We start from the raw sequence: 23,285 nt of genomic DNA on the forward strand, positions 1-23,285 counted from the left end.
GTTTCCTCCTCCGATTATTGCTTCGGTACTTCGATTAATAAGGCGTCACCTTGCCCGCCACCTGAGCAGATGGACGCAATACCTAAACCACCACCGCGACGTTTTAATTCATAGGCTAAAGTTAAAATAATACGCGCGCCACTTGCGCCGATCGGGTGACCTAAGGCAACTGCCCCACCGTTGACGTTAACTTTCTCTGGATCGAGTCCTGCGATCTCACGACTCGCAAGTGATACAGCTGCAAAGGCTTCGTTCACTTCAAATAAGTCGATATCGTCTTTAGAATAACCTGTTTTCTCAAGTAAGTTGTTGATGACGATGCCTGGCGTTTCAGGAAAACGATCAGCTTCAACTGCCACTTCTTCGTGACCTAAAATCGTTGCGAGTGGCGTTTGGCCGATTTGATTGGCTTTGTCTTCGGACATTAAGACCATTGAAGCGGCTCCATCGTTAACACCAGGTGCATTTCCTGCTGTGATCGTGCCATCTTTATCGAAAGCAGGTTTTAGTTTAGCTAAGCTCTCGGCTGTGGTATCTTCACGTGGTGCTTCATCTTCTGTCACTTGAATCGGGTCTTTTTTCCGTTGTGGAACTTCGACAGTTGCGATTTCATCAGCTAATTTACCGTCTTTTATTGCTTGAACTGCGCGCTCATGACTGCGCGCTGCCCATTCATCTTGTTGTTCACGTGAGAGATTGAATTTATTAGCTGTTCGATTACCGTAGCTTCCCATATGAACATTTTCAAAAGAACATGTCAGACCATCATGGACCATCATGTCTTTCACTTTCTGATCCCCCATTCGGAAGCCCCAGCGAGCATTCGGCATAAAATATGGTGCTTGGCTCATGCTTTCCATACCACCTGCGACAATGACATCTTCTTCACCGAGACGAATAAGCATGTCACCTAAAGCGACACTGCGCATGCCTGATGCACAAACTTTGTTAATCGTTTCCGTTTTCGTGCCCCACGGCAGACCAGCTTCACGTAGCGCTTGCCTTGATGGCAATTGTCCTTGACCCCCTTGTAGTACTGATCCCATGATGACTTCTTGAACATCCTCTGCTTCAACATTCGCTCGTTTCAACGACTCTTTAATCGCTATACCTCCGAGTTGAACTGCTGTTAAGGGTGCTAAGGCGCCACCGAATTTTCCGAACGGCGTACGTGCACCTGCAACAATGACTGTTTTTGTCATATTAAACCTCCTCATTCGTTATGTAACCGCTATCATGTATTATAACATATATTGATTGAGCGTTCGTTCAATTTTGCAGATTTTTTATAATTTTTGTTCAATATAGAGCGAAGCTGTATTTAAATTGAGCCAACTATTTAATAAATAAGCTTTGTTAAAGTCCGTTGTTGACATTGTGATACGCTTTCGGTGGACGCTTTCCGCGGGCACGGTTCGAGCCTCCTCGGCCGAAAAGCATGGCCTGTGGGGTCTCGAAACTCGTGCTATTCCCGCAGGAGTCGCCACCTTCGCTTCTCACAATTCAACAACTCTCTGCTACATCATTAAAAAATCAACACTAAACTTTAACAGAGCCATAAATAAAAATCTCCAACAAGAAAAACGCCGAGAGACTGAGTCTCTCGGCGTTTAATCAACTTAATTATTCAGCTGTAACAGGTTCTTCTTGTGTTACGCCTACATCTTGCCATTCAAGCTGATATCTTGTGATATCATAATTTGTTACACGCTCGTTAGCTGGATAAACTTCAGAACGATATAGTGTAGGGAATACTGGAATTTCCTCTACCATAAGTTCTTGCCAGTCACTGTAAACTTCTTTACGATACTCTTGATCAAATGCTTCTTCAGAAATACCCTCTTGTAGAAGTTCAGTATTTTCTTCGCTCTCATAACGAGGGAAGTTAAAGATTTGTGTAGGTCCATATAGACCAGTAGGGTCAACGTCTGAACCAACACTCCATGCACCTGCATAGATATCGATCGCAGGATCATCTTCACCAGTTTGACCAACGCGGTCATAGAATTGGTTGAATTCAAGTAAGCGGCCATCAACTAGTTGTACGTCTAGACCAACTTTTTCCCATTGTTGCATGTAGTAGTTTGCGATCGGTTCAGCTGATTCGCCACCTGACATAGAAGCGAAGTTAATAGTTAACTCATCGCCATTTGGCTTCTCACGTAAACCGTCACCATTCGTGTCTTCATAACCAGCTTCATCTAGAATAGCGTTAGCTTCTTCAGGATCATACGTTGGTGTTTCAATTGATTCATCATGGAAGTTTTCATGCCAAGGCGTAATTAGAGTTGTTGCATTCCAACGTAAGCCGTTGTAGAAGTTCTCACCAACACCTTGATTATCAACTGCGTACCACATTGCACGGCGCAGTTCAACGTCTCCCATCTTCATTTCGTCTGGCTTATAATTGACTCTATTTTCCTCAGCATTCCAGTCACCTAGTTTAAAGCCAATGTAACTGTAAGAACCAGCAACATCGCCTAACCATTCAACATTTTCCATGTTTGAATTTTCTGGATACTGGTCTGCAGGGAATGCGTCAACAACATCTACCCCACCAGTTTCAAGTTCTTGTGCAACAACGTTCGGGTTAACAACTTTAACAGTAACACCGTCTAAGTTCGGTTCACCGTCCCAATAATCTTCGTTCGCAGTTAGCTCAACTGATTCACCTGGTACGATTGAATCAACTTTAAATGGTCCCATGCCGATTGGGTTTTCGCGAACTGGATCACTTTCAGCCATATCAGCTACAGGAATATCTTCAAATACGTGTTTTGGCATTGCATACGTCCAAATACCACCTGATGTTAATGATGGTGTTAGACGCTCATAATTAATTGTAAATGATTTTTCATCATGAATCTCAATACCTGAAATCTCATCAGCTTCACCATTGTGATACTCTTCCATACCTTCAATCATAGTGAAACCAACTGTACCGTAACGAACACCTGTGTAATCAGGGTGTCCAATTACTTCATAAGAATAAACCCAGTCTTCAGCTGTAACCGGCTCACCATCGTGCCAGTTAACGCCGTCTTTGATTTCAAATGTAATTGAACCTTCTTCTTCATTTGCCTCAAATGTCGCTGGACCTTCATTGTTATACGTATGATCTGTGTCCATACCTAACATTGCTTCATCAATGAATTGCAGGATCTGAGAGTCAGGGTCACCTGAATAGAAGTTATATTGTAGTGTACCTTCAAACACTGTATCGGAAACAAGTCCGAAGTTTAAATGGCCACCATCAATCGGATCTTCTTCATTAGAAGTTTTGTTTGGAAAATTCTCGATGTCATAGATTTTATCTTCCGGATCTTCACTACTTTCTTCAGACCCTTCTTCTGAACCTTCGTCTCCACCTTCACTACCTTCTGATTCTTCTGAACCTTCTTCAGAGCCACCACCGGCTTCTTCATTTCCTTCGTCATCGCCGCCACATGCAGCCAGAACAAGGAACAGAGCGAGCATTAGGACAAAAAACAATTTGCCCGTCACAGATTTGCTCATGTAAATACCTCCCCTTTTTTCTTAAAGTAGTTTGTCAGATTAACTGACATAAAATATATACTAATCGCCATCTCAGTTATGAGACGAACGACTGTATCAAAATTAGGATGCACGGCGTTGTCTTGCATCTGCCGCACGTTTTAATGCTTCACCGACGTTACGAACGGATAACATTAAGACTAAGATTAAAATCGCAGCTGGTACCCAAATCCACCAGCGTTGCTCTAAAGTGGTTGGATTCGTCGCATAACTCAGTAGCGTTCCTAAACTCGGAGTATCTTGTGGGAACCCGAAACCTAAGAATGAGAGGCCCGATTCAATTCCGATATTTGCTGCTAAGTTAAGCGTCATCGTCACCACAATCAGTGACATAATATTCGGTAATACTTGTGTGAAAATGATTTTTGTATGCGAGGAACCTAATGTCCTGGATGCTTGGACATAATCAAGTTCTTTCTCCTGTAAAGCTCTCGACCTGATCAACCTCGCTATTCCCATCCATAAGAATGCTGACATCACAAGCGAGAAGGTCATAACACTATATTTCGGAACAATCGTAACAAATACGATAATAATCATAATGTTTGGTAGTACCATGAAAAAGTCAACAATACGCATCATCACGTTATCCACATGGCCACCGAAATAGCCGGAGACAACTCCAAAAACAATTCCAACAAAACCTGACATAATCGTAACTAAGATCCCGACTGATAACGAGTTACGAGTACCGATAATTAACTGACCAAAAATATCACGTCCACCTTGATCTGAACCTAAAATAAATTCTTCTGAAGGCGGTTCGTAAATCGCAAATGGATCAACTCGAACGATTTCATCCTGATTTAATAATATCGAGACTCCATAAACGACAAGTGAAATTAACACCAAAAAAACCAAGGACACTAATGCTAATTTATCTCTCATAACTTCCTTCCAGAATATCGATAAACCAGAAGGACTTTTTTCTACTTTTTGTTCAACGACTTTCTCTGTTTGTTGATTACTCACTCGTTTCACCCCCTGCAACTCTGTTATTTAATACGGATACGTGGATCAACAATACTTAAAATAATGTCGGATAATAATGCACCGAGTATGGCCGCGAGCCCAAACAGCAGAACGACTGCTGTTACAACTGGAAAGTCACGAATTAAGATTGACTCGATAAACAAGTTACCCATCCCTGGATAGCTGAAAATTTGCTCCACAAACACTGATCCAGTAATAAGCATCGTAATCTCATAACCGAAAAACGCTGCAATCGGTAAAACAGAGTTACGGAAGATATGACGGTTGTATACACGAGACTCTGGTGCACCCTTTGCTCTGGCTGTAACAATGAAATCTTTTTGCTTCGTGTCTATAATTTCACTACGGAGGTATTGCACTGTACCAACCACACCGATTAACGCAATCGATAAAGCTGGCAATAATAAGTGATGCAACTTACTAATAATGTATTCGAACGAACCTGGTTCTAGTCCTGAGGCGACAGATCCACCTGTCGGGAACCATCCTAATGTAAATCCGAAGAAAAACAGGACAACTAGCGCGAAAATAAAGATTGGTGTCGCAAACCCTAAGTATGTATAGCCTGTTATGATTTGATCGACTAAACGATCATTCCAACGTCCACTGATAATACCTAAAGGAATACCAATCGCATAAATGAAAATAACAGATAATAAGGATAACCAAATCGTATTGATCATTCGCTCCCAAATCAAATCAGTTACTGGTCGGTAATGCGCTGTTGATGTTCCGAAATCACCTTCAGCTACATTAGAAATCCATCTGCCATATTGCTGATACCATGGGTCATTTAGACCTAAACGCTCACGTTGTTCTTCAATCGCTTCTTGTGAAAGACTTGGATCAACTTGGCTAGTAAAGGCATCCCCTGGCATAAGCGAAGCCATGAAGAACACGAGTAAACTCATCAATAATAACTGTGGTAGTGTAATGATTAATCTTCGTACGATAAATTTCCACATAATCGATCAACCTCTTTCTGGTAAAGCTACTTTGTGTGTGTCTGTAATTTGCTTGAGGTTAAACGCCAAGCCTTCTTCATTAAAGTAGTCATAAAATGATTGCTGATATTCTTCTTTAATCTGCGCACGAAATTCTCGATGTTTTTCTCGATTTCGAGGGTCAACATCTGGAATAGCTGCGACTAAACGTTTCGTATAAATGTGTTGTGGGTTGTTGAAAATTTCTTCCGTCAATCCCTCTTCAACTAAACGACCTTGATACATAATGCCAATGCGGTCACACATATGTTTAATAACGCCTAAGTCGTGAGCAATGAAGAATAACGTTAGATCCATTTCTTTTTGGATATCTTGCAAAAAGTTCAGCACTTGAGCTTGAACAGACACGTCCAAGGCTGATACAGGCTCATCTGCAATAATAAGTTTCGGATTTAATGCAATTGCACGGGCAACACCTATACGTTGCCGTTGACCACCTGAGAATTCGTGTGGATACTTCATAATACTGTCTGAACTAATTCCAACGCGTTCAAGTAACTCTTGTACCCGCTTTTTCTCTTCATCCTTCGATAGTTTCTCATAATTTCGAATCGGTTCAGCAACGATATCAATCACACGTTTTCTTGGGTTCAAACTCGAATACGGGTCTTGGAAGATCATTTGAATATCATTACGGACATCAATTTTCTTACCTTTCTTAGCATTCAAATGACTATCTTCAAAGTAAATATCGCCATCCGTAATATTATTCAAGCCCATAACCGCTTTTCCTGTTGTCGTTTTTCCTGAACCTGATTCACCAACAAGCCCGTATGTTTCACCTTCTCGCACTTCAAATGAAACGCCATCGACGGCTTTAACTTCATCAATTTTTCTGTTTAATATTCCCCCATGAATAGGAAAGTGTATTTTAAGATCATCAACCTTCAGTAACGCCATTTGCTTGGTCCTCCTTGTTCTCATCTGGGAAGTAAAAATGCTGATAACACGTGCAACGCACAAAGTGGTCTTCACTCACTTCATGTAGGACTGGATGATCTTCATGGGCATCATCATCAATCCAAGGTATTCGTTCTTTAAACCTGCAACCAGTACGTGGTAAATGCTTAAGTGATGGCACAATGCCTTGAATCACATGTAAACGATCTTGTGCGTAATCTGTTGCTGGAATGGAACTGAGTAGTGAACGCGTATAAGGATGCTGTGGATTAACGAAAATCGACTCCACATCCGACTCTTCAACAATTTGGCCCGCGTACATAACAGCCACACGGTCAGCCATTTCAGCAACAACCCCTAAATCGTGAGTGATTAGAATAACCCCGGAATTTAAGTCATCTTTTAACTCTTGCATCAAGTCAAGAATCTGAGCTTGGATTGTCACATCTAATGCCGTTGTCGGCTCGTCTGCTATTAATAATTTAGGCTGATTAGCAATCGCAATCGCGATAATCACACGTTGTCTCATACCACCAGATAATTCATGTGGAAATTGGTCAATCACCCGTTCAGGTCTTGGGATTCCTACTCGACTCAGTAGTTCGATCGCATAATTTCGTCGTTCTGACTTAGACATGTTCTTATTATGTAATAATAAAACTTCTCCGATTTGTACACCGATTTCCATCAGTGGATTAAGAGCTGTCAAAGGATCTTGGAAAATCATAGACATATCTTTACCACGAATCTTATTCATCTCTGATGTTGATAACTTAGCAAGGTCTTGACCTTGGAGTAAGATTTCACCCTCGATTTTACCTCGATTATGTAAACCCATGATCGAGAAGGCTGTAGCACTTTTACCTGATCCTGATTCTCCTACAATCGCTAGCACTTCATTTTCTCGAACCGTTAATGAAACGTCATCAACAGCTGCGTAATATTCTTCGTCAATCTGAAACGACGTTGATAAATTGTTAATCTTTAATAGTTCCTGACTCAACACCATCACCCTTGATCATTATTTTCTTGCTGATTGTTATTGATTGTAAATTCTGAAAATTAAACTTAAAAAAACTTTAATATTGTCATTGTTCTGTTAATTAAATTTACAACTGTTATTGTAATGAATGAAATTTAGAAAAGCAAGATGTTTTTTAATTTTCTAAAAATATAGTTTATTGTCATTTGGCTTTATTTTCTGAATTCTTATTCGTTTATTTTATCATGGTTTATTAATTAATCAAGCCATTTTTTGTAGAAGATTTATTCCTAAATTTCAAGTACAAGTTAGCCACTGGGCCAGCCCCTGCTATGGGGAGATTGTGAATAGATGAAGAGAGTTGACGCTCTCCCCCCTAGGGGGGAGCGAAATGTCACAACTATCTAAGCTATTGCCTTGACCTCTGTCATGAGTGCTTCCTGTGGCGTGCGATAATTGAGCTGTTTCCGCGGATAGGTATTCATCCACGTTTGTACGCGTAAGGTTTGTTGCTGACTCACTTGACTGATGGGGTGACTTTTCGGTATAAACCGTCGAATCAATTTGTGCTGATTTTCGCTGGTGCCGCGTTCATAAGATGCATAGGGATGACTAAAATAGACTTGGGTCGTTTCTTTTAAATCCGTTTCTAACGTGCTGAACTCCGACCCGTTATCTGACGTGATGGTTTTAAACATGGCGCGCATGTCTGTGCCGGTTCGCTCGGCCAGTGACTGAACGGCTTTTGAAATCGATGATGCATCCTTTCGGTCGACTTTAATAACGCATTCAAACCGTGTTTTACGCTCGGCCAAGGTGAGTAATACCTCATCATCTTCACCTTTAACGCCCAGTACCGTATCAATTTCCCAGTGTCCGAACTCTGCTCTGTCTTCAATATGTTTCGGCCGCTCTTCAATGGAAGTACCTAACTTGCGCTTATTTTCTTTACCGTGCCGCCCGGTCTTTCTAGGTGCGCGACTGACTTTCTCAAGCAGGTCAATATTCTTCGTCCGCATAATGCCGATGTTGATCCAATGATAGAGTGTGGTAGTGCACGGTAGTAAGGCTTGGGCATACGGAAAATGGACTTTCAAATAACCGACGACAGCGTCTGGAGACCATCCGTCCTGAAGCATCTTGGTATCCGCCCATTCTATGAATGTAGGGATACCAACCCATTTCGGTATACGCCCGCAGTTTAACCGATTTTCTTCGTACTGACGTTGGCCGACATCTGGGAAATAAACGGGATGCGTATAGCGGTATGTTTTGCCATTTTGTTTCTGTTCTCTTGCTTGCGTCACCGAACCCCGTTTAATCTCATTATTGATTGTTTGCGGCGCACAGCCTAATACTTTGGCGATTTGACGGTGAGAATAGCCTTCCTGCTTTAACACTTGGATTTTTGACCGTTCATCCGCGCTTAAGTGTTTGCCCTTAGTGCGGGGCATGTTATCATTAAATGGCGTCATGTGATTTCATTCCTTTATTGAGTGTTGTGGTTAACTTCAATATAACATGAAATTCACATGGCGTTTTTTATGACTTAAGTGGCTAAGTTCATTATAAAATCCACCTAGAAGATTTATTAAATTAGTATAATAATTTACCGACAATTAATGACAAATGAATAATCATTCACACCAATGCATGAAAAACCCTATATGGCTATAACAAACCATATAGGGACTATTGAATTCACTATGTTTAAGTCCGTTGTTGATATTGTGATCCGCTACCGGTGGACGCTTTCCGCGGGCACGGCTCGAGCCAGGCGACAACATCGAATAAGCTACTTTGCAACTTGCACCGAGGAAGCCCGCTTCGAAGCATTACTAGAAGACGCAGGTGCATCCCTCGGCCCAATGGCGTGGCCTGCGGGGTCTCGAGGCTCGTGCTATTCCCGTGACGGCCCGGACGGCCTAATGTCGACGTTGGTCACAGTACGTGACCGCTTTTAGTCGACCAGGAGTCGCCACCTTCGCTTCTCACAATTCAACAACTATAATTTAAAACAATAATCGTTAAATCATCACTGACATTTAACATAGTGATTTAATTATGCTGGTTGTTCTACTTTTGCTTCTTCACCAAAGATTGAGCGTTCTAATACTTCTGCTACGTCTTGTGTGGTGACTTCTTCCTCGACTTCTTTGGCCTTTGTTCCGTCTGTTAACATCGTTAAGCAGAACGGGCAACCACTGGAAATCGTATTTGGATTAACTTCTAACGCTTGTTCTGTACGGGCCTCATTAATTCGGTTACCTGATGTTTCTTCCATCCACATCATACCGCCACCAGCACCACAACACATACCATTCTCTTTGTTTCGTTTCATTTCGACATATTCCACTCCTGGAATGGACTGTAGAATATCACGTGGTGGGTTATAAACTTCATTATAACGCCCTAAGTAACAAGAGTCGTGGAAGGTGATCTTCTCATTGACCGCTTCTTTCGGTTCAAGCCGACCTTCATTAATGAGCTCCGCTAACAGTTCTGTGTGGTGATAAACTTCAGCTTCAAACCCGAAATCTGGGTACTCATTTTTGAAAATATTATAAGCGTGCGGATCGATGGTTACGATCTTCTTAATATCATTCTTCTCGAATTCTTTGATATTCTTTTCAGCTAATTCTTGGAATAAGAATTCGTTACCCATACGACGTGGCGTATCACCAGAGTTACGTTCTTTGTTACCTAAAATCGCAAATTTAATGCCTGCTTTGTTCATCAAGCGAGCAAAGGCCATTGCAATTTTTTGGCTACGATTATCGTAAGAGCCCATTGAACTAACCCAGAATAGATATTCGAATTCTTCGCCTTCTTTTTCTAGTTCTTTAACTGTTGGAACGTTTAACGTTTCATCTTCTTCGCGCCAATTTTCACGGTCTTTCTTCGATAGGCCCCATGGATTACCTTGGCGTTCAATGTTTGTCATCGCTCGCTGCGCCTCAGGATCCATTTTACCTTCTGTCATCACCAAGTAACGGCGAAGGTCAATAATCGTGTCAACATGTTGATTCATAACTGGACAAGCGTCTTCACAGTTACGGCATGTCGTACAAGCCCAAAGCTCTTCTTCTGTCACAACATCACCAATTAATTCTTTACTTGTCACTTGACTAGATATTTCACTGTTTGGATCAACAACTTGGTTTCCTGTCGCATCAGAGAATGCATATGAAGGTACCCATGGTGTTTGACCTGTTACAGCAGCACCTTTCTCAGTTAAATGATCGCGAATTTTTACTAATACATCCATTGGCGATAACATTTTACCTGAAACAGATGATGGGCAAACATCCGTACAACGACCACATTCGACACAAGCGTATAAGTCGAGTAATTGTAAATCGCTTAAATCTTCAACTTTTCCTACACCAAATGAAGGTTCCTCATCTGATTCTTCCATTTCATCCATGTCAAAATTAATCGGCTCAAGCTTACCGTGGTTTTTATCGCGATTGAAGTAAACATTCGCTGGACCTGCGAGTAAATGAGCGTGTTTTGACTGTGGAACATAAACTAAAAAGGCAAGCAACGCCACTAAGTGAATCCACCACATAATATAGAATAAAACAGTCGCTACAGTTGGACTCACCCATGAAAAGGACATTGCTATAACGGATGCAACCGGCTCAGTCCATGCCGCTTCATGACCGTGCCAAATCATACCAAAACCATTACCAGCTAACACTGTAACCATCAGTGTACCGATAAAAATCAAGACTAATCCAGCTTTAAAACCGCGCTTTAAGCGAACGAGCTTTTCGATGTAACGACGGTAGAACGCCCATACAACAGCCACTAAAATCGTTAATGTGACAAGCTCTTGGAAAAAGACGAACCCTGGATAAAATATCCCGAACGGTAAATGTGATCCTGGGTTTAACCCTTTCCATATGTAATCAATCGCTCCAAATTGCACGAGTAGAAAACCGTAAAACATCATCACGTGAATCGCGCCTGACTTGGCGTCTTTTAACAGTTTCTTCTGCCCAAATACATAAACACCAATATCTTTTAACCGTTGTTTTACGTCATGGTCAAATTCTGTTTTTCGACCCAATTTAATGTAAGCAATTCGCGTACGCACCACTTTGACGAACAAGAATAATGCGTATACTGTAATCGCTAGAAATGCAACCCAATTCACCCATAACAACATTTCCATCTGTCTCCCCCCTAGTAGTATAACCTGTGACCGCTTTCATACTAAACATTCTAACATGAGAGCGTCAGAATTGAACAAGTTTTCTTATAATTTATTATACACTGAATGAGCATTCAGTCAATGCCTTTTTGCATAAATCACGAGCCTTTTCGAAAACTAGTCAAGAAGGAGGAAGCTGTTTATGTGGGTGTTAATCACGATTGCTATCATTATATTAGTCACACTTTGGCTTCAAACCAGCCAATCATCTAACTCTGAACCCACCTACCCCGTTCGACAAGGCAATATGACTTTTTTCGTCAATGGGCATCGCTTGTTCCAACATTATATAGAAGATATTCGCAACGCCAAGACTTGGATTTGTGTGCAATTCTTTATTATTAAAAACGATTTATTCGGCCATCACGTCTTAACAATTTTGCAGGAAAAAGCTGCTTCGGGTGTTACTGTATATTTACTCATTGATCAAATGGGTTCGCGAACATTAGCCAAAGATAAAATCGAAATGTTAAAACAAGCTGGTGTCCAAGTCGTTTATAGCAATCGGTTTTCGATTAAGCATCCTATTCAATCCATCAACCAGCGCAATCACCGAAAAATCACCGTCGTTGATGGACATATAGGCTATTTAGGAGGATTTAATGTAGGGAATCAATATATTAACCAAGGCGACCAATTTTCACGATGGCGCGATTATCATATGAAATTAACGGAAGAAATTGTTGAGGACTTATCAGAGCAATTCATATTTGATTGGCGAAATAACGCTTCAGAACCGATTTCCATACCAAGAAGTGAGCTAGAACGTGGAGATACTCGAATGCAACTCATTGGATCAAGTAGTGGAACGTTAGAATCTACATTTCTACAACTCATTAATTCCGCTCAGAAAACCATCCAAATCGGTAGCCCATATTTTATTCCAAGCAAACAGCTCAAAGCTTTATTAATTGAAAAGTTGAAAGAGGGTGTTCACATCGACATCCTCTACCCACACGATTCTGATCACCCCTTTGTCAAAGAAGCATCCGCTCCCTATCTTCATGAAATGGCCAAGTACGGAGCTAGTGTTTATTTATTTTATCGGGGATTTTATCATGCAAAGTCTTTAATTATTGACGGCAAAGTAGCCGATGTTGGTACAGCTAATTTCGACTTACGTAGCCTTTATTTAAATGAAGAAGTTAATATGTTGATTAAAGACGAAACCGCTGTTAAAACGATCCAAGGTTATTTTAACCGTGATCTTCGAGCTGCTATGCCTTTGTACGATGCTTGGTTGAAAACGCCTAATGCTTTTGTTTTCCGTATCAAAAAGTGTCTGGCTTGGGTATTGCGTCCATATTTATAAGCGCTGGTTCGGAGCGCGTTTTGCAGGTTGAATATGATTAATGAAGGAAGGAAATGCTCGCATTCCCATCATGTTGTGAGGTTTTATCAGCGAGCTCAAGGTGTTTCCATCGAGTCGAGGGGATTTTCCATCGCGATTTCGAATTTATCATCGAGTTGTGGAGGCTTTCCATCGAGTCGGGCTCACTTTCCATCGAGTCGGGCTCACTTTCCATCGAGTCGGGCTCGCTTTCCATCGAGTCGGGCTCGCTTTCCATCGAGTCGGGCTCATAGTAAAACCCGATGAGCGCCAAAGGCTCACCGGGTTTTATTACATTTTTTCAGGTGCGTGCACACCGATTAAGTTAAGGGCGTCTTCAATGACAATACGCGTTGCTTGCATGAGAGCAATCCGCGCTTGGGTTAACGCCATTTGATCTGTGTCGATCACTTTTTCTGCATTATAGAAACTGTGTAATTCAGACGCTAAATCAAAGACATATTGCGGAATACGGTGCGGCATCTTTCTTGTAGCCGCTTCTGAAACCACTTGCGGATAGTCACCTAGTCGCTTGAGTAAGTCAACTTCTTTCTCGGCTGTTAACAGCGCTAGATCAGGTATCGCATCAATATCTACGCCTTTTTCTTCAGCCTGACGTAACATACTACAAATACGAGCATGAGCGTATTGGACATAGTAGACTGGGTTATCGTTCGACTCTGAACGCGCTAAATCCATATCAAAGTCGAGATGAGCATCGTTAGAACGCATGATGAAGAAATAACGCACCGCATCAATGCCTACTTCATCAATCAATTCTTTCATTGTCACGGCTTTCCCAGTCCGCTTACTCATCTTCACTTTCTCACCATTTTCGAATAAGTTCACCATTTGCGTGATTTTAATATCGAGTAAATCGTCGTAACCTAGTGCTTGGATCGCCGATTTCATTCGAGTGACATAACCATGATGATCAGCGCCCCAAACATTGATCAGCTGGTCAAAGCCTCGACTGATTTTATCTTGATGGTAAGCAATGTCAGGTGTAAGATACGTATAATTTCCGTCGTTCTTAACTAATACACGATCTTTATCATCACCAAAGTAAGTTGAACGGAACCAAACAGCACCTTCAGATTCATAGACGTAACCACGCTCACGAAGCGCATCAACGGCGCCTACGACACGATTTTCATCATATAATGACTGCTCCGAGAACCAAGTATCAAACGGAACACGAAACGCTGCTAAGTCTTGTTTGATTTGCTCAAGTAAATGATTCAGCCCGTGTTCACGGAAAGCTGCTAGACGTTCAGATTCTTGCATATCTAAAAATTGACGACCATATTCTTCTGCTAATTGATTCGCTAAATCAATGATATCTTGACCGCGATAACCATTCTCGGGCATTTCCTTATCTTCTCCAAAGGCCTGAGCATAACGAACATCGATCGATAACGCCAATTGATCAATCTGATTACCCGCATCGTTAATATAGTACTCGCGTTCAACATCGTAACCAGCTTTCGTCATGACGTTAGCTAGAGTATCACCGTACGCAGCACCACGCGCATGACCTAGGTGAAGCGTGCCAGTCGGATTGGCTGATACAAACTCAATCTGTACCTGTTCTCCACCACCATCATTCGTTTCTCCGTAATGCTTGCCTTGTTCAAAGATTGTCCTTACTACATCTGTTAAATAAGACGTATCCATAAAAAAGTTAATAAATCCAGGGCCAGCAATTTCGATTGACTTAATGGACGCGCCCTCTTTATTAATTTGTTCGACGATCTCTTCGGCAATAGCACGTGGGGGTTTCTTTGCGATCCGCGCTAATTGCATCGCCATATTCGTCGCGTAATCACCGTGAGTTTTTTCCTTAGGTGTTTCTAAAATCACTTCTGGCATCTCGTCTTGATTAGCTAAATTAGCAGCTAATACGGCTTGTTCGATCGCTTGTTTTAACTGTTGTTCAACCTGTTCTACTACATTCAACTCAAGCATCCTCCTCTGCGAAGTTCAATTCGAATATGTGTTCACGTGGCTCGTCATCGTTTAAAGCAACATGATAATTCAAATAAATTTTCCCGCATCGATTTTCTGTTCCTTTTATATATTCCATTCGATTCGTCGTCGTTTCCATTCGAAAATGACCGTAGGGATGACGGTACACCGTTTCTGTACTTGTTCCGATTCGAAACACTTGATGCATTTTAATAGCACCTTCGCGTTTTAATGTAATTTTATCATCAGTAATAATCATCGACGTTTTAACTGTTCCAGCGCCATCCATGTTCTCATTATATTTTAGTAAATGGACACCACCGCGCTGAATATATGACCCTTTTTCTTCACGTTGAATCCATTCATCGGCTCCATTTGGGTCTTTAATTTCTGTATCGACCGTAATGTCTACGGTTAAAGCTTGATTTGTCACGCTATTTCGACCTTCTTTCACTTACAATCATAACACTTCCAAACATATATTATAACGAATTTTAACATAAAAGAGAAGTAAAGATTCATCACACGTTTAAGCACGCTTTTAAACGCCCATACTAAACGTTGAAGGGGTGTGGTGTGATGATTAAATGGATCAAACGTTTAATGCTCTTTTTTATTATAAGTGGTTCTTTTGCTATTGGTTGTATGAGCACGGTTCTGGTCTGGCTTTGGCTTCAAGGGGCACCGGCGATTCAATTAGATGAAAATACCGTCATTTACAGTGACGATCAGGCTATTTTAGCTGAGCAACACGGACTTAAAAGCCGTTATGCCGTCGATTTAGAAGCTATTTCACCCCATGTAACAGAAGCCGTCATAGCTGCAGAAGACCAACAATTTTATAATCATCTAGGATTTAATCCTAAACGTATTGCAGGCGCTGCTTATCAAAATATATTATCAGGTGACCTGAGCCAAGGGGCGAGCACCATCACCCAACAATTAGCACGAAACTTATTTCTAACGCATGATAAAACATGGCACCGGAAAATTGAGGAGTTATTAATTGCGATTCGCTTAGAAATGTTTTGGGACAAAGACGAGATTTTAACGAGTTACTTAAATACGATTTATTTCGGTCACGGGCAGTATGGCATTGAAGCGGCCAGTCAGTATTATTTTGATAAATCAGCAAGTGACTTATCCGTGACTGAAGGAGCGTTATTAGCAGCTATTCCAAAAGGTCCTTCGGTTTATTCCCCTATTGATCATAAGGAACGAGCAATGGAACGACAAGAATGGATTTTAAAACAAATGAATGATAGTGAGTTTATCGATGACGAGCAATTTGCCCAGGCGATAGATGAACCTGTTCGCTTAACACAGCCTGTAACGAGTAAATCGGAGCAAGGGCAATATGCAGTGGATTACGCCATTCAACAAGCGGCTGCTACATTAGATATCACACCCGAACAACTCACGACCTCAGGTTATAAAGTTTATACGACAGTAAAGGAACGAGCTCAAACTAAATTAGAAGAAACGTCTGATCAACACTTACCAGATGATAAGGAGTTTCAAATCGGAGCGATGACACTTGATCATGAAACAGGCGCGATTATCGCCATGCAAGGTGGACGCGATTTCGATCAATCGACTTATAACCGATCAGTCCAATCTAAAAGAATGACAGGATCAACGTTTAAAGCATTTCTGTATTATGCTGCTTTAGTTTATGGCTTTACACCCTCGACGACTCTCGAAAGTACTGAAACTAGTTTTGCTTTAAATAATGAAGAACCTTATCAACCCTCAAATGTGAGTGATGTTTATGCTGACAGACCTGTTACGTTAGCCCAAGCTTTAGCGGTTTCAGATAATATTTATGCCGTCAAAACAAATCAATTTATTAAACCTGAGAATTTAGTAGAAGCAGCTTCATTATTTGGTATCGAATCAGATGAAGAGCCTGGTCTGGCAATGGCGTTAGGTACTGAATCAGCATCAGTATATGAGATGGCGCGTGCTTATAGTTTATTAGCTAACCAAGGTAAAAGCGTGGAACCTTATATGATTGAGAAAATTGAAGATCGTCACGGAGAGGTCGTTTATGAACACGAAGCACCTGAAGAAGAAGCCGTGTTAGATGAGCGTTACGCTTTTGTATTAACCCATTTGTTAACGGGGATGTTTGATAATCGCTTAAGTGGTTATTTATCCGTAACTGGATCGCCGATTAGCCATCAACTTAATCAAGCTTATGCTGGGAAATCAGGTACGACGGACTATGACGCATGGATGATCGGGTACAGTCCCCATTATACGACTGCGATCTGGACAGGCTATGACGAAAGTCAACCACTTGAAAGACGTTCGGAAACACAAGCAGCGAAACAGATTTGGGGCCAATACATGAACCAGCTTCATGCGGAATTACCTGCTGATCCATTTTCCGTGCCAAGTGGCGTTGTCGGTGTTGAAGTCGACCCCGTAACAGGCAAACTGGCAACCGATGCATGTGCAGAACAAGCTAGATTGACCTACTATATCGAAGGAACCGAACCCACCACTTATTGCGAAGCGCATTAAGTTTTAAAATAAATTCAAGGGATTATTTCAAAACTTAAAATTGAATATAAAAAATAGGTTAGCCGGAAAATCCGACTAACCTATTTTTTGTCCTAATAAACATGTCTTTGCCCATGTTTAATTCTATTTTACAAGGAAATGATGTTTTGCACAATCATGAGATTGATTGTTCATAAATCATTCAAAATTAAGCAAGGACTTCTTTCAGTTCATCTGAAGCTAGTTCCCAATACTGTTCATTGAAGTCTTTAAGGAAATCACGTAACAATGCTTTTGAATGATCATCCATGTGTTCTAAAACGATTCGACCTTTAAGCGATTTATCCATACGATTGACGTGTTCTGCCAAGATCTTATAGCCACGGCGTGCTTCACGGTCTACTTCTAAAAAGCAAGCCGCTACCCCATGATAATACGGACCTACTTCACTTTGTTCAACAGTTACCCATACAATCCAATAAGGTTTACCATTCGGGACTTCTTCCTTATCAGCAACAAATTTAATCCGCTTCTCGACTTCACTACGAGCATGCATGGCACCCATATCAACAAACACGCGATCTTCGTTTGGATCCACAACAACGGGCGACATGTTTTCTAAGCTGAATGCGCCAGCACCGCCACTATAACCTGGGTGACCATCTATTGGATCATCTTTCATAATGGTAAATTGGTTCGTTTTCTTCTGATTATTTTGTTCATCAGTCATGCGTCGCACCTCCTCACATGTTTCACTTCCATTTTGCCACATTCACGCTTTTATTAAAAGGAAGGGCTATGCGAATAGGTTCCCAATCCAACTAAACAAGCTGCCAAACCAGCTCCAAAATCCGCCGTCGTCCTGATCAACCTCGAAATTCGATTCTAAATAATCGAGCACTTCATCCGTATAAGGCAGTTCCTTGACGGCATCTCGGTTAAAAAAGTGCCATAACTCATCGGCCGCTTCCTGATCAATTTGATTTGTTAGCATCTCTCGTTCATCTTCGTCATCTGTAAAAACAGCATCAAATGTGTATGACAAATAAGGCATTTCGATTTTCTCGTATTCGTCCTGTACTGGATACCATTCAGCTCCCACCGCGATGCGATATTGTTCCACTTTATCTGCTTCACCGTCTGCTTGTACGATCAGCGGAGCGAAAAAGGTCATCACCAGCGCAACTATTAAAGTGATTTTCAGTTTATTCATCACTATTCCCCTTCACTTATTAATCTTCTTATATCATATAGCACAATCATTCCATATGAAAAGTAATTAAATTTAACACTTTGTTGAAGTCCGTTGTTGATATTGCGATCCGCTTTCGGTGGACGCTTTTACCCATAGGGCACAAGTGCAACATCTGTTCAATCTCACTACGTTCGTTTTTCACAGTGTTTTCTATGCAGGGGCACGGCTCGAGCCTCCTCGGAAGAAAAGCGCTTCCTGCGGGGTCTCGAGACACGTGCTATTCCCGCAGGAGTCGCCACCTTCGCTTCTCACAATTCAACAACTAAGCACTAAATCATTCAAGAATATACTAAATACTAACAAAACCTAATTTAATTACAACACCACCACCAAACACCCTCAAACCGTAGAAAAAAAGCTCCCACCTTCTCGTGAGAGCTAATTGTTTAAACGACGATTTTAGTGACAGCATAAGCCACAATTGCCCAGCCAACTAAAAAGGCTAAGCCTCCAATAGGTGTGATCATGCCGAATACTTTAGCGCCTGATAGTGAATAAATATATAAACTACCAGAAAAGATTAAAATACCGACAATGAAAAACCACCCAGCGGTTTGGAACATAGTCACGTCAGATTTTAGTGCCAAAATAGCTGCGATAAAGATCGCTGTAGTATGGAACATCTGATACTGAACAGCTTTTTCCCACGTATCCATCATTTTCGCACTTAAACGACTTTCAAGACCATGCGCCCCAAACGCTCCTAAAGCAACGGTAATAAAACCACTAATGGCGCCGATTATTAATAATAATTTCATCTGTTAACGCTCCTTTAGAAATCAAAAATTGACTCACCGTTCGCATCACTTTCATGCCATGTCGGTTTCGACGACTTTGACGGTTGTTCAATTCCCATCATTTTAGCTTCTATTGGCGAAATGTCAGATGTTTCGCTAGATGATTGTTTAGACTCAGGTTGAACAGAAGATTTTGTCGGTTCATCCTTCGCCTCATCAGCTAACACCACATCTGCTAACGACCGAATTGCATACATTTTAGCACGTAGATCCGCCTCATTAGAAGAAGCATCAACAGATTGTAATTCAATTTTCATTTTTTCAATTATTTGTTGATAAGACACTGACATATCGATCACCACAAACTATTATAGCATAAACTTTACATGCCCAATAGAGACGTGATCATAATAATTAATAACACAATTGGAGCAATAAAACGAATAATCGCTAACCAAATGACTTGTAAAATCGGTGTCTCAATTTCACTGAATTGAACAGCCTTCTCGCGCGTTAAATACCAACCGACAAAAATGGCCATCAGTAAGCCCCCGAGAGGTAAAATAACATTAGCCGTAATATTATCCATTATATCGAGAATATTATTGCCATTCACTTGAATATGACTCCAAATACCAAAGCCTAGTGAAGCCGCAATACCTAACACGAAAATAATCGAACCTGCAATGACTGTTGCTGCTTTTCGAGTGAAACCAAGCGTTCGGTGAATGTAAGCAACGGGTAATTCGAGTAATGACAAGGCAGATGAAAGAGCCGCCATCGTCAATAACACGAAGAAGATTATACCGATGACACCACCTGCTGGCATACTTTCAAAAATGCTCGGTAAGATAATAAACACTAACGGAGGCCCTGATTGTGGTTCAACACCAAAACTAAATACGGCCGTGAACACCATAATACCTGCAATCACAGCAAACAATGTATCCAATAAGCCGACACCAACTGTTGCAGCTGGTAATTTATCTTTATCTTTCAAGTAACTGCTGTATGTCAACATGCCACAAATTCCGATACTTAATGAGAAAAAGGCTTGCCCTAATGCCATTAAATAAACATTGGGATCGCCAAACTTAGACCAATCAGGTGAAAATAGAAAAGCTAATCCTTCACTTGCACCATCTAACGTAAGGCCATAACCAGCCATAAAAATCATGAGTAATGCTAACGCAGGCATTAACACATTGTTAGCCTTTTCAATCCCTGCCCCAATACCACGCCTAACAATGACAATTGTCACAATTAAAAATAATGCTTGCCAAAATAAAGGGGCAATAGGGTTAGTAATCCAAGCATCAAAAGCTGCACCAAAACCGCCATCCGGCTCAGTCCAAAAACTTCCTGTTATATATTGATATAAATAAAATAAAGACCAACCTGATACAACACTATAGAAACTTAAAATTAAAATACCGCCAATAACACCCATAATGCCAGTTAAATGCCATTTAGTGTTAGGGGCTAATTTTTTAAATGAACCGACGGCATCCATTTTACCAGCTTTACCAATACTGAATTCTGTAAGTAATAGTGGGATTCCGATTAACAATACAAAAGCAAGATATATAAGTAAAAACGTCGCACCGCCACTTTCACCTGCAACATAAGAAAAGCGCCAAATATTACCTAAACCTACCGCTGATCCCATAGCTGCAAGCATGAAACCAAATCTTGATTTCCACTGATCATGGCCAATGCCACTTTGTTGACTCATCATGTTCACTCCTAACTCATCATTATCATTAGTTTATCATACTGACAAGGAAATATGATTGTTCATTTTACCACTCCAACCCTTTTATGTGTCAATACTTTAAACCGATAAAATTATGTCGTATAAAAATACACTGCTTAATGGCCACAGGCGCAGTGTATCAGGGAGTTGTTTTATGACTAACTAATATTACTCTTCTTTTCTTGATCACACATCCAATAGACTAAATGCTTCTCTTTATCTTTTAAATCTCTACCTAATTCTAACTCAAATTGACTCACCCAACGCTCGTATTCCTTATTAATCAATCCCAAGAACCCCCTATATAACTTTCTCGTTATACTATGAAGAACACTAATCACATTATACTACAGTCCTATTCACTGGTAAACAGTTTTTTGAAAATTAGAAATGCTATGTTCATATAATAAACTTTATGGTATCATCCAAATTAACAGGCAATTATTAATATTCACTTTATCTTTTTGCATGTTGTTGCATAATCATGAATGTGTCATAATGTAAGCGACTAAGGAGGTAGGCTTCTATGAGCGATAATACTATTCATATGAAGTATCAATTGAAATTTATTATCTTGTCTTTGATTGGAATTTTCTTATTCATGACCCCCATTCAATACAAGGGACAAACGAATATACCTGTTGCTGTTTTAGCTGAAGAACTTCAAGTTTTCTTAGGACATGGTGCAACCTTACTTGTCTTATTATTAATTAGTATATCAGCTATTGGATCATTGGTTATAACAATCACTAAGAAAAATCAAATTCCTGAAGATACATTATTAGGCCGTTTATTTAACGTTGGTCCCGTTTGGCTTACCATTCGCTTAATCGGGATGATTATCGCGATCATAACCTATTTCGAATTAGGTTGGGGAGCGATTTATAATGGAGAAAACGGCGGCATGCTTTTAAGCGACGATGGCTTGCTCAGTTTCTTATTAACCGTATTTCTATTTGCAGGTTTACTATTACCATTACTCTTGAACTTCGGTCTAATGGAGTTAATTGGTTCATTATTCACGAAAATTATGCGCCCGTTATTTAAGTTGCCAGGTCGATCAACAGTCGATAACTTAACGTCTTGGTTCGGTGATGGCACAGTTGGTGTCCTATTAACCAATCAACAATATGAACAAGGCTATTACACGAAACGGGAAGCAGCTGTGATCGGAACGACTTTCTCTGTTGTCTCGATTACATTTACGATTTCGATCATTCAACAAGTTGATTTAATGAATATGTTCTTACCTTTATACGGAACAATTTTTGTAGCTGGGTTAGTGGCCGCTTTGATCATGCCACGCATTCCACCATTATCACGGATTCCAGATGAATTGTATCAAGAGCAATCAGAACAACTTGACGAATCGATTCCTAAAGGCTATAACGTCTTTTCTTGGGGCTATAAACAAGCAGTTGAACGCGCCAAGGAGTCACCTGGTGTGATGGGGTATCTGAAGTTGGCTACTAAAAATGTGCTCGACATGTGGATTGGTGTATTACCAATCGTTATGGCAGTCGGAACCATTGGCTTGGTCGTAGCCAATACGACACCTGTATTCAGTTGGCTTGGCGTGCCTTTTGTTCCACTATTAGAACTGATGCAAATCCCTGAAGCTAAAGCCGCTTCAGAAACGATATTTATCGGCTTTACGGATATGTTTTTACCGGCATTATTAATTGAGTCCGTAGCCAGTGACATGACACGTTTTGTAATTGCCGCATTGAGTGTAGTGCAGTTGATTTATTTATCAGAAGTCGGGGGCGTTTTACTCGCTTCAAACGTTCCTATTAATTTCAAACGACTGATTATCATTTTCTTATTACGTACATTGATTACACTACCAGTCATTGTAGCCATGGCTCATATTATTTTTTAAACAAAATCCGTTGTTAAAGTCCACTGTTGATATTGTGATCCGCTTTCGGCGGACGCTTTCCGTGGGCACGGCTCGAGCCTCCTCGGCTGAAAAGCGTGGCCTGCGGGGTCTCGAGACACGTGCTGTTCCCACAGGAGTCGCCACCTTCGCTCCTCACAATTCAACAACTCAGTGCTAATTCAAAAATATGTTTAAT

General features: G+C 40.9%; 19 protein-coding genes. 3 read left to right on the top strand and 16 right to left on the bottom strand.

The genetic code is table 11. From position 1 onward, the window contains the following. Positions 1-14: 14 nt before the first annotated feature. The 8 genes from ACKXGF_RS12865 to ACKXGF_RS12900 form a co-directional block, all read right to left on the bottom strand. Positions 15-1,202 carry an acetyl-CoA C-acetyltransferase gene (locus ACKXGF_RS12865; protein ID WP_411954099.1) on the bottom strand — a complete coding sequence of 396 codons (1,188 nt, stop codon included), beginning with the start codon at positions 1,200-1,202 and terminating at the stop codon, positions 15-17. Between the two features lie 421 nt (positions 1,203-1,623). Continuing rightward, a complete protein-coding gene (gene opp4A / locus ACKXGF_RS12870; protein ID WP_411954100.1) occupies positions 1,624-3,516 on the bottom strand; it encodes an oligopeptide ABC transporter substrate-binding protein in 1,893 nt (630 codons plus the stop codon). 102 nt (positions 3,517-3,618) lie between these two features. After that, positions 3,619-4,527: an ABC transporter permease gene (locus ACKXGF_RS12875; RefSeq protein WP_411954101.1), complete on the bottom strand. Its 909-nt coding sequence runs from the start codon at positions 4,525-4,527 to the stop codon at positions 3,619-3,621. A gap of 23 nt (positions 4,528-4,550) precedes the next feature. Then, positions 4,551-5,513, bottom strand: coding sequence for an oligopeptide ABC transporter permease (gene opp4B / locus ACKXGF_RS12880; protein WP_411954102.1), 963 nt, complete (start codon positions 5,511-5,513; stop codon positions 4,551-4,553). 6 nt (positions 5,514-5,519) lie between these two features. Continuing rightward, entirely contained in the window at positions 5,520-6,452 is a 933-nt protein-coding gene (locus ACKXGF_RS12885) for an ABC transporter ATP-binding protein (protein ID WP_411954103.1), read from the bottom strand. Beyond that, complete coding sequence (locus tag ACKXGF_RS12890; RefSeq protein ID WP_411954104.1) at positions 6,433-7,455, bottom strand: ABC transporter ATP-binding protein; 1,023 nt, start codon at positions 7,453-7,455, stop codon at positions 6,433-6,435. The genes ACKXGF_RS12885 and ACKXGF_RS12890 overlap by 20 nt, the downstream gene beginning before the upstream one ends. Before the next feature lie 383 nt (positions 7,456-7,838). Further along, positions 7,839-8,909: an IS30 family transposase gene (locus tag ACKXGF_RS12895; protein ID WP_411953264.1), complete on the bottom strand. Its 1,071-nt coding sequence runs from the start codon at positions 8,907-8,909 to the stop codon at positions 7,839-7,841. 587 nt (positions 8,910-9,496) lie between these two features. Then, positions 9,497-11,614, bottom strand: coding sequence for a 4Fe-4S dicluster domain-containing protein (locus ACKXGF_RS12900; RefSeq protein WP_411954105.1), 2,118 nt, complete (start codon positions 11,612-11,614; stop codon positions 9,497-9,499). Positions 11,615-11,795: 181 nt separating this feature from the next. On the opposite strand from ACKXGF_RS12900, the gene ACKXGF_RS12905 reads away from it, so the two are divergent. Then, the gene (locus ACKXGF_RS12905) at positions 11,796-12,965 is read left to right on the top strand and encodes a phospholipase D-like domain-containing protein (protein WP_411954106.1); all 1,170 of its coding nucleotides are present in this window, start codon (positions 11,796-11,798) and stop codon (positions 12,963-12,965) included. Positions 12,966-13,274: 309 nt separating this feature from the next. Here the strand turns inward: ACKXGF_RS12905 and argS are convergent, their stop codons facing one another. Then, entirely contained in the window at positions 13,275-14,942 is a 1,668-nt protein-coding gene (argS, locus tag ACKXGF_RS12910) for an arginine--tRNA ligase (RefSeq protein WP_411954107.1), read from the bottom strand. Between the two features lies 1 nt (position 14,943). After that, a complete protein-coding gene (locus tag ACKXGF_RS12915) occupies positions 14,944-15,384 on the bottom strand; it encodes a DUF1934 domain-containing protein (RefSeq protein ID WP_411954108.1) in 441 nt (146 codons plus the stop codon). Positions 15,385-15,530: 146 nt separating this feature from the next. On the opposite strand from ACKXGF_RS12915, the gene ACKXGF_RS12920 reads away from it, so the two are divergent. Next, a complete protein-coding gene (locus ACKXGF_RS12920) occupies positions 15,531-17,480 on the top strand; it encodes a transglycosylase domain-containing protein (RefSeq protein WP_411954109.1) in 1,950 nt (649 codons plus the stop codon). A gap of 187 nt (positions 17,481-17,667) precedes the next feature. On the opposite strand, the gene ACKXGF_RS12925 is transcribed toward ACKXGF_RS12920, so the two are convergent. The 6 genes from ACKXGF_RS12925 to ACKXGF_RS12950 form a co-directional block, all read right to left on the bottom strand. Further along, positions 17,668-18,189, bottom strand: a complete 522-nt coding sequence (locus tag ACKXGF_RS12925) for a YwhD family protein (protein ID WP_411954110.1) — start codon at positions 18,187-18,189, stop codon at positions 17,668-17,670. A gap of 66 nt (positions 18,190-18,255) precedes the next feature. Then, positions 18,256-18,675, bottom strand: coding sequence for a hypothetical protein (locus ACKXGF_RS12930; RefSeq protein WP_411954111.1), 420 nt, complete (start codon positions 18,673-18,675; stop codon positions 18,256-18,258). Between the two features lie 425 nt (positions 18,676-19,100). Beyond that, positions 19,101-19,472 carry a DUF423 domain-containing protein gene (locus ACKXGF_RS12935; protein ID WP_167262004.1) on the bottom strand — a complete coding sequence of 124 codons (372 nt, stop codon included), beginning with the start codon at positions 19,470-19,472 and terminating at the stop codon, positions 19,101-19,103. Positions 19,473-19,486: 14 nt separating this feature from the next. After that, a complete protein-coding gene (locus ACKXGF_RS12940) occupies positions 19,487-19,801 on the bottom strand; it encodes a YwdI family protein (RefSeq protein WP_411954112.1) in 315 nt (104 codons plus the stop codon). Positions 19,802-19,833: 32 nt separating this feature from the next. Next, positions 19,834-21,186 (bottom strand): sodium-dependent transporter, encoded by a 1,353-nt coding sequence (locus ACKXGF_RS12945; protein ID WP_411954113.1) that lies wholly within the window; start codon positions 21,184-21,186, stop codon positions 19,834-19,836. A gap of 179 nt (positions 21,187-21,365) precedes the next feature. Beyond that, entirely contained in the window at positions 21,366-21,494 is a 129-nt protein-coding gene (locus ACKXGF_RS12950; protein WP_279588348.1) for a hypothetical protein, read from the bottom strand. A gap of 239 nt (positions 21,495-21,733) precedes the next feature. On the opposite strand from ACKXGF_RS12950, the gene ACKXGF_RS12955 reads away from it, so the two are divergent. Next, positions 21,734-23,089 carry a YjiH family protein gene (locus ACKXGF_RS12955; protein WP_411954114.1) on the top strand — a complete coding sequence of 452 codons (1,356 nt, stop codon included), beginning with the start codon at positions 21,734-21,736 and terminating at the stop codon, positions 23,087-23,089. Positions 23,090-23,285: the final 196 nt, after the last annotated feature.

The organism is Alkalibacillus sp. S2W, assembly GCF_046764385.1.
Lineage (GTDB): Bacteria > Bacillota > Bacilli > Bacillales > Alkalibacillaceae > Alkalibacillus > Alkalibacillus almallahensis.

What these genes read in the sequence shown, in the direction of transcription:
- ACKXGF_RS12900 (WP_411954105.1), bottom strand. Translation starts at nt 11,614, where the DNA reads ATGGAAATGTTGTTATGGGTGAATTGGGTTGCATTTCTAGCGATTACA.
- ACKXGF_RS12895 (WP_411953264.1), bottom strand. Translation starts at nt 8,909, where the DNA reads ATGACGCCATTTAATGATAACATGCCCCGCACTAAGGGCAAACACTTA.
- ACKXGF_RS12935 (WP_167262004.1), bottom strand. Translation starts at nt 19,472, where the DNA reads ATGAAATTATTATTAATAATCGGCGCCATTAGTGGTTTTATTACCGTT.
- opp4B (WP_411954102.1), bottom strand. Translation starts at nt 5,513, where the DNA reads ATGTGGAAATTTATCGTACGAAGATTAATCATTACACTACCACAGTTA.
- ACKXGF_RS12925 (WP_411954110.1), bottom strand. Translation starts at nt 18,189, where the DNA reads ATGACTGATGAACAAAATAATCAGAAGAAAACGAACCAATTTACCATT.
- opp4A (WP_411954100.1), bottom strand. Translation starts at nt 3,516, where the DNA reads ATGAGCAAATCTGTGACGGGCAAATTGTTTTTTGTCCTAATGCTCGCT.
- ACKXGF_RS12865 (WP_411954099.1), bottom strand. Translation starts at nt 1,202, where the DNA reads ATGACAAAAACAGTCATTGTTGCAGGTGCACGTACGCCGTTCGGAAAA.
- ACKXGF_RS12955 (WP_411954114.1), top strand. Translation starts at nt 21,734, where the DNA reads ATGAGCGATAATACTATTCATATGAAGTATCAATTGAAATTTATTATC.
- ACKXGF_RS12945 (WP_411954113.1), bottom strand. Translation starts at nt 21,186, where the DNA reads ATGAGTCAACAAAGTGGCATTGGCCATGATCAGTGGAAATCAAGATTT.
- ACKXGF_RS12940 (WP_411954112.1), bottom strand. Translation starts at nt 19,801, where the DNA reads ATGTCAGTGTCTTATCAACAAATAATTGAAAAAATGAAAATTGAATTA.
- ACKXGF_RS12885 (WP_411954103.1), bottom strand. Translation starts at nt 6,452, where the DNA reads ATGGCGTTACTGAAGGTTGATGATCTTAAAATACACTTTCCTATTCAT.
- ACKXGF_RS12905 (WP_411954106.1), top strand. Translation starts at nt 11,796, where the DNA reads ATGTGGGTGTTAATCACGATTGCTATCATTATATTAGTCACACTTTGG.
- ACKXGF_RS12920 (WP_411954109.1), top strand. Translation starts at nt 15,531, where the DNA reads ATGATTAAATGGATCAAACGTTTAATGCTCTTTTTTATTATAAGTGGT.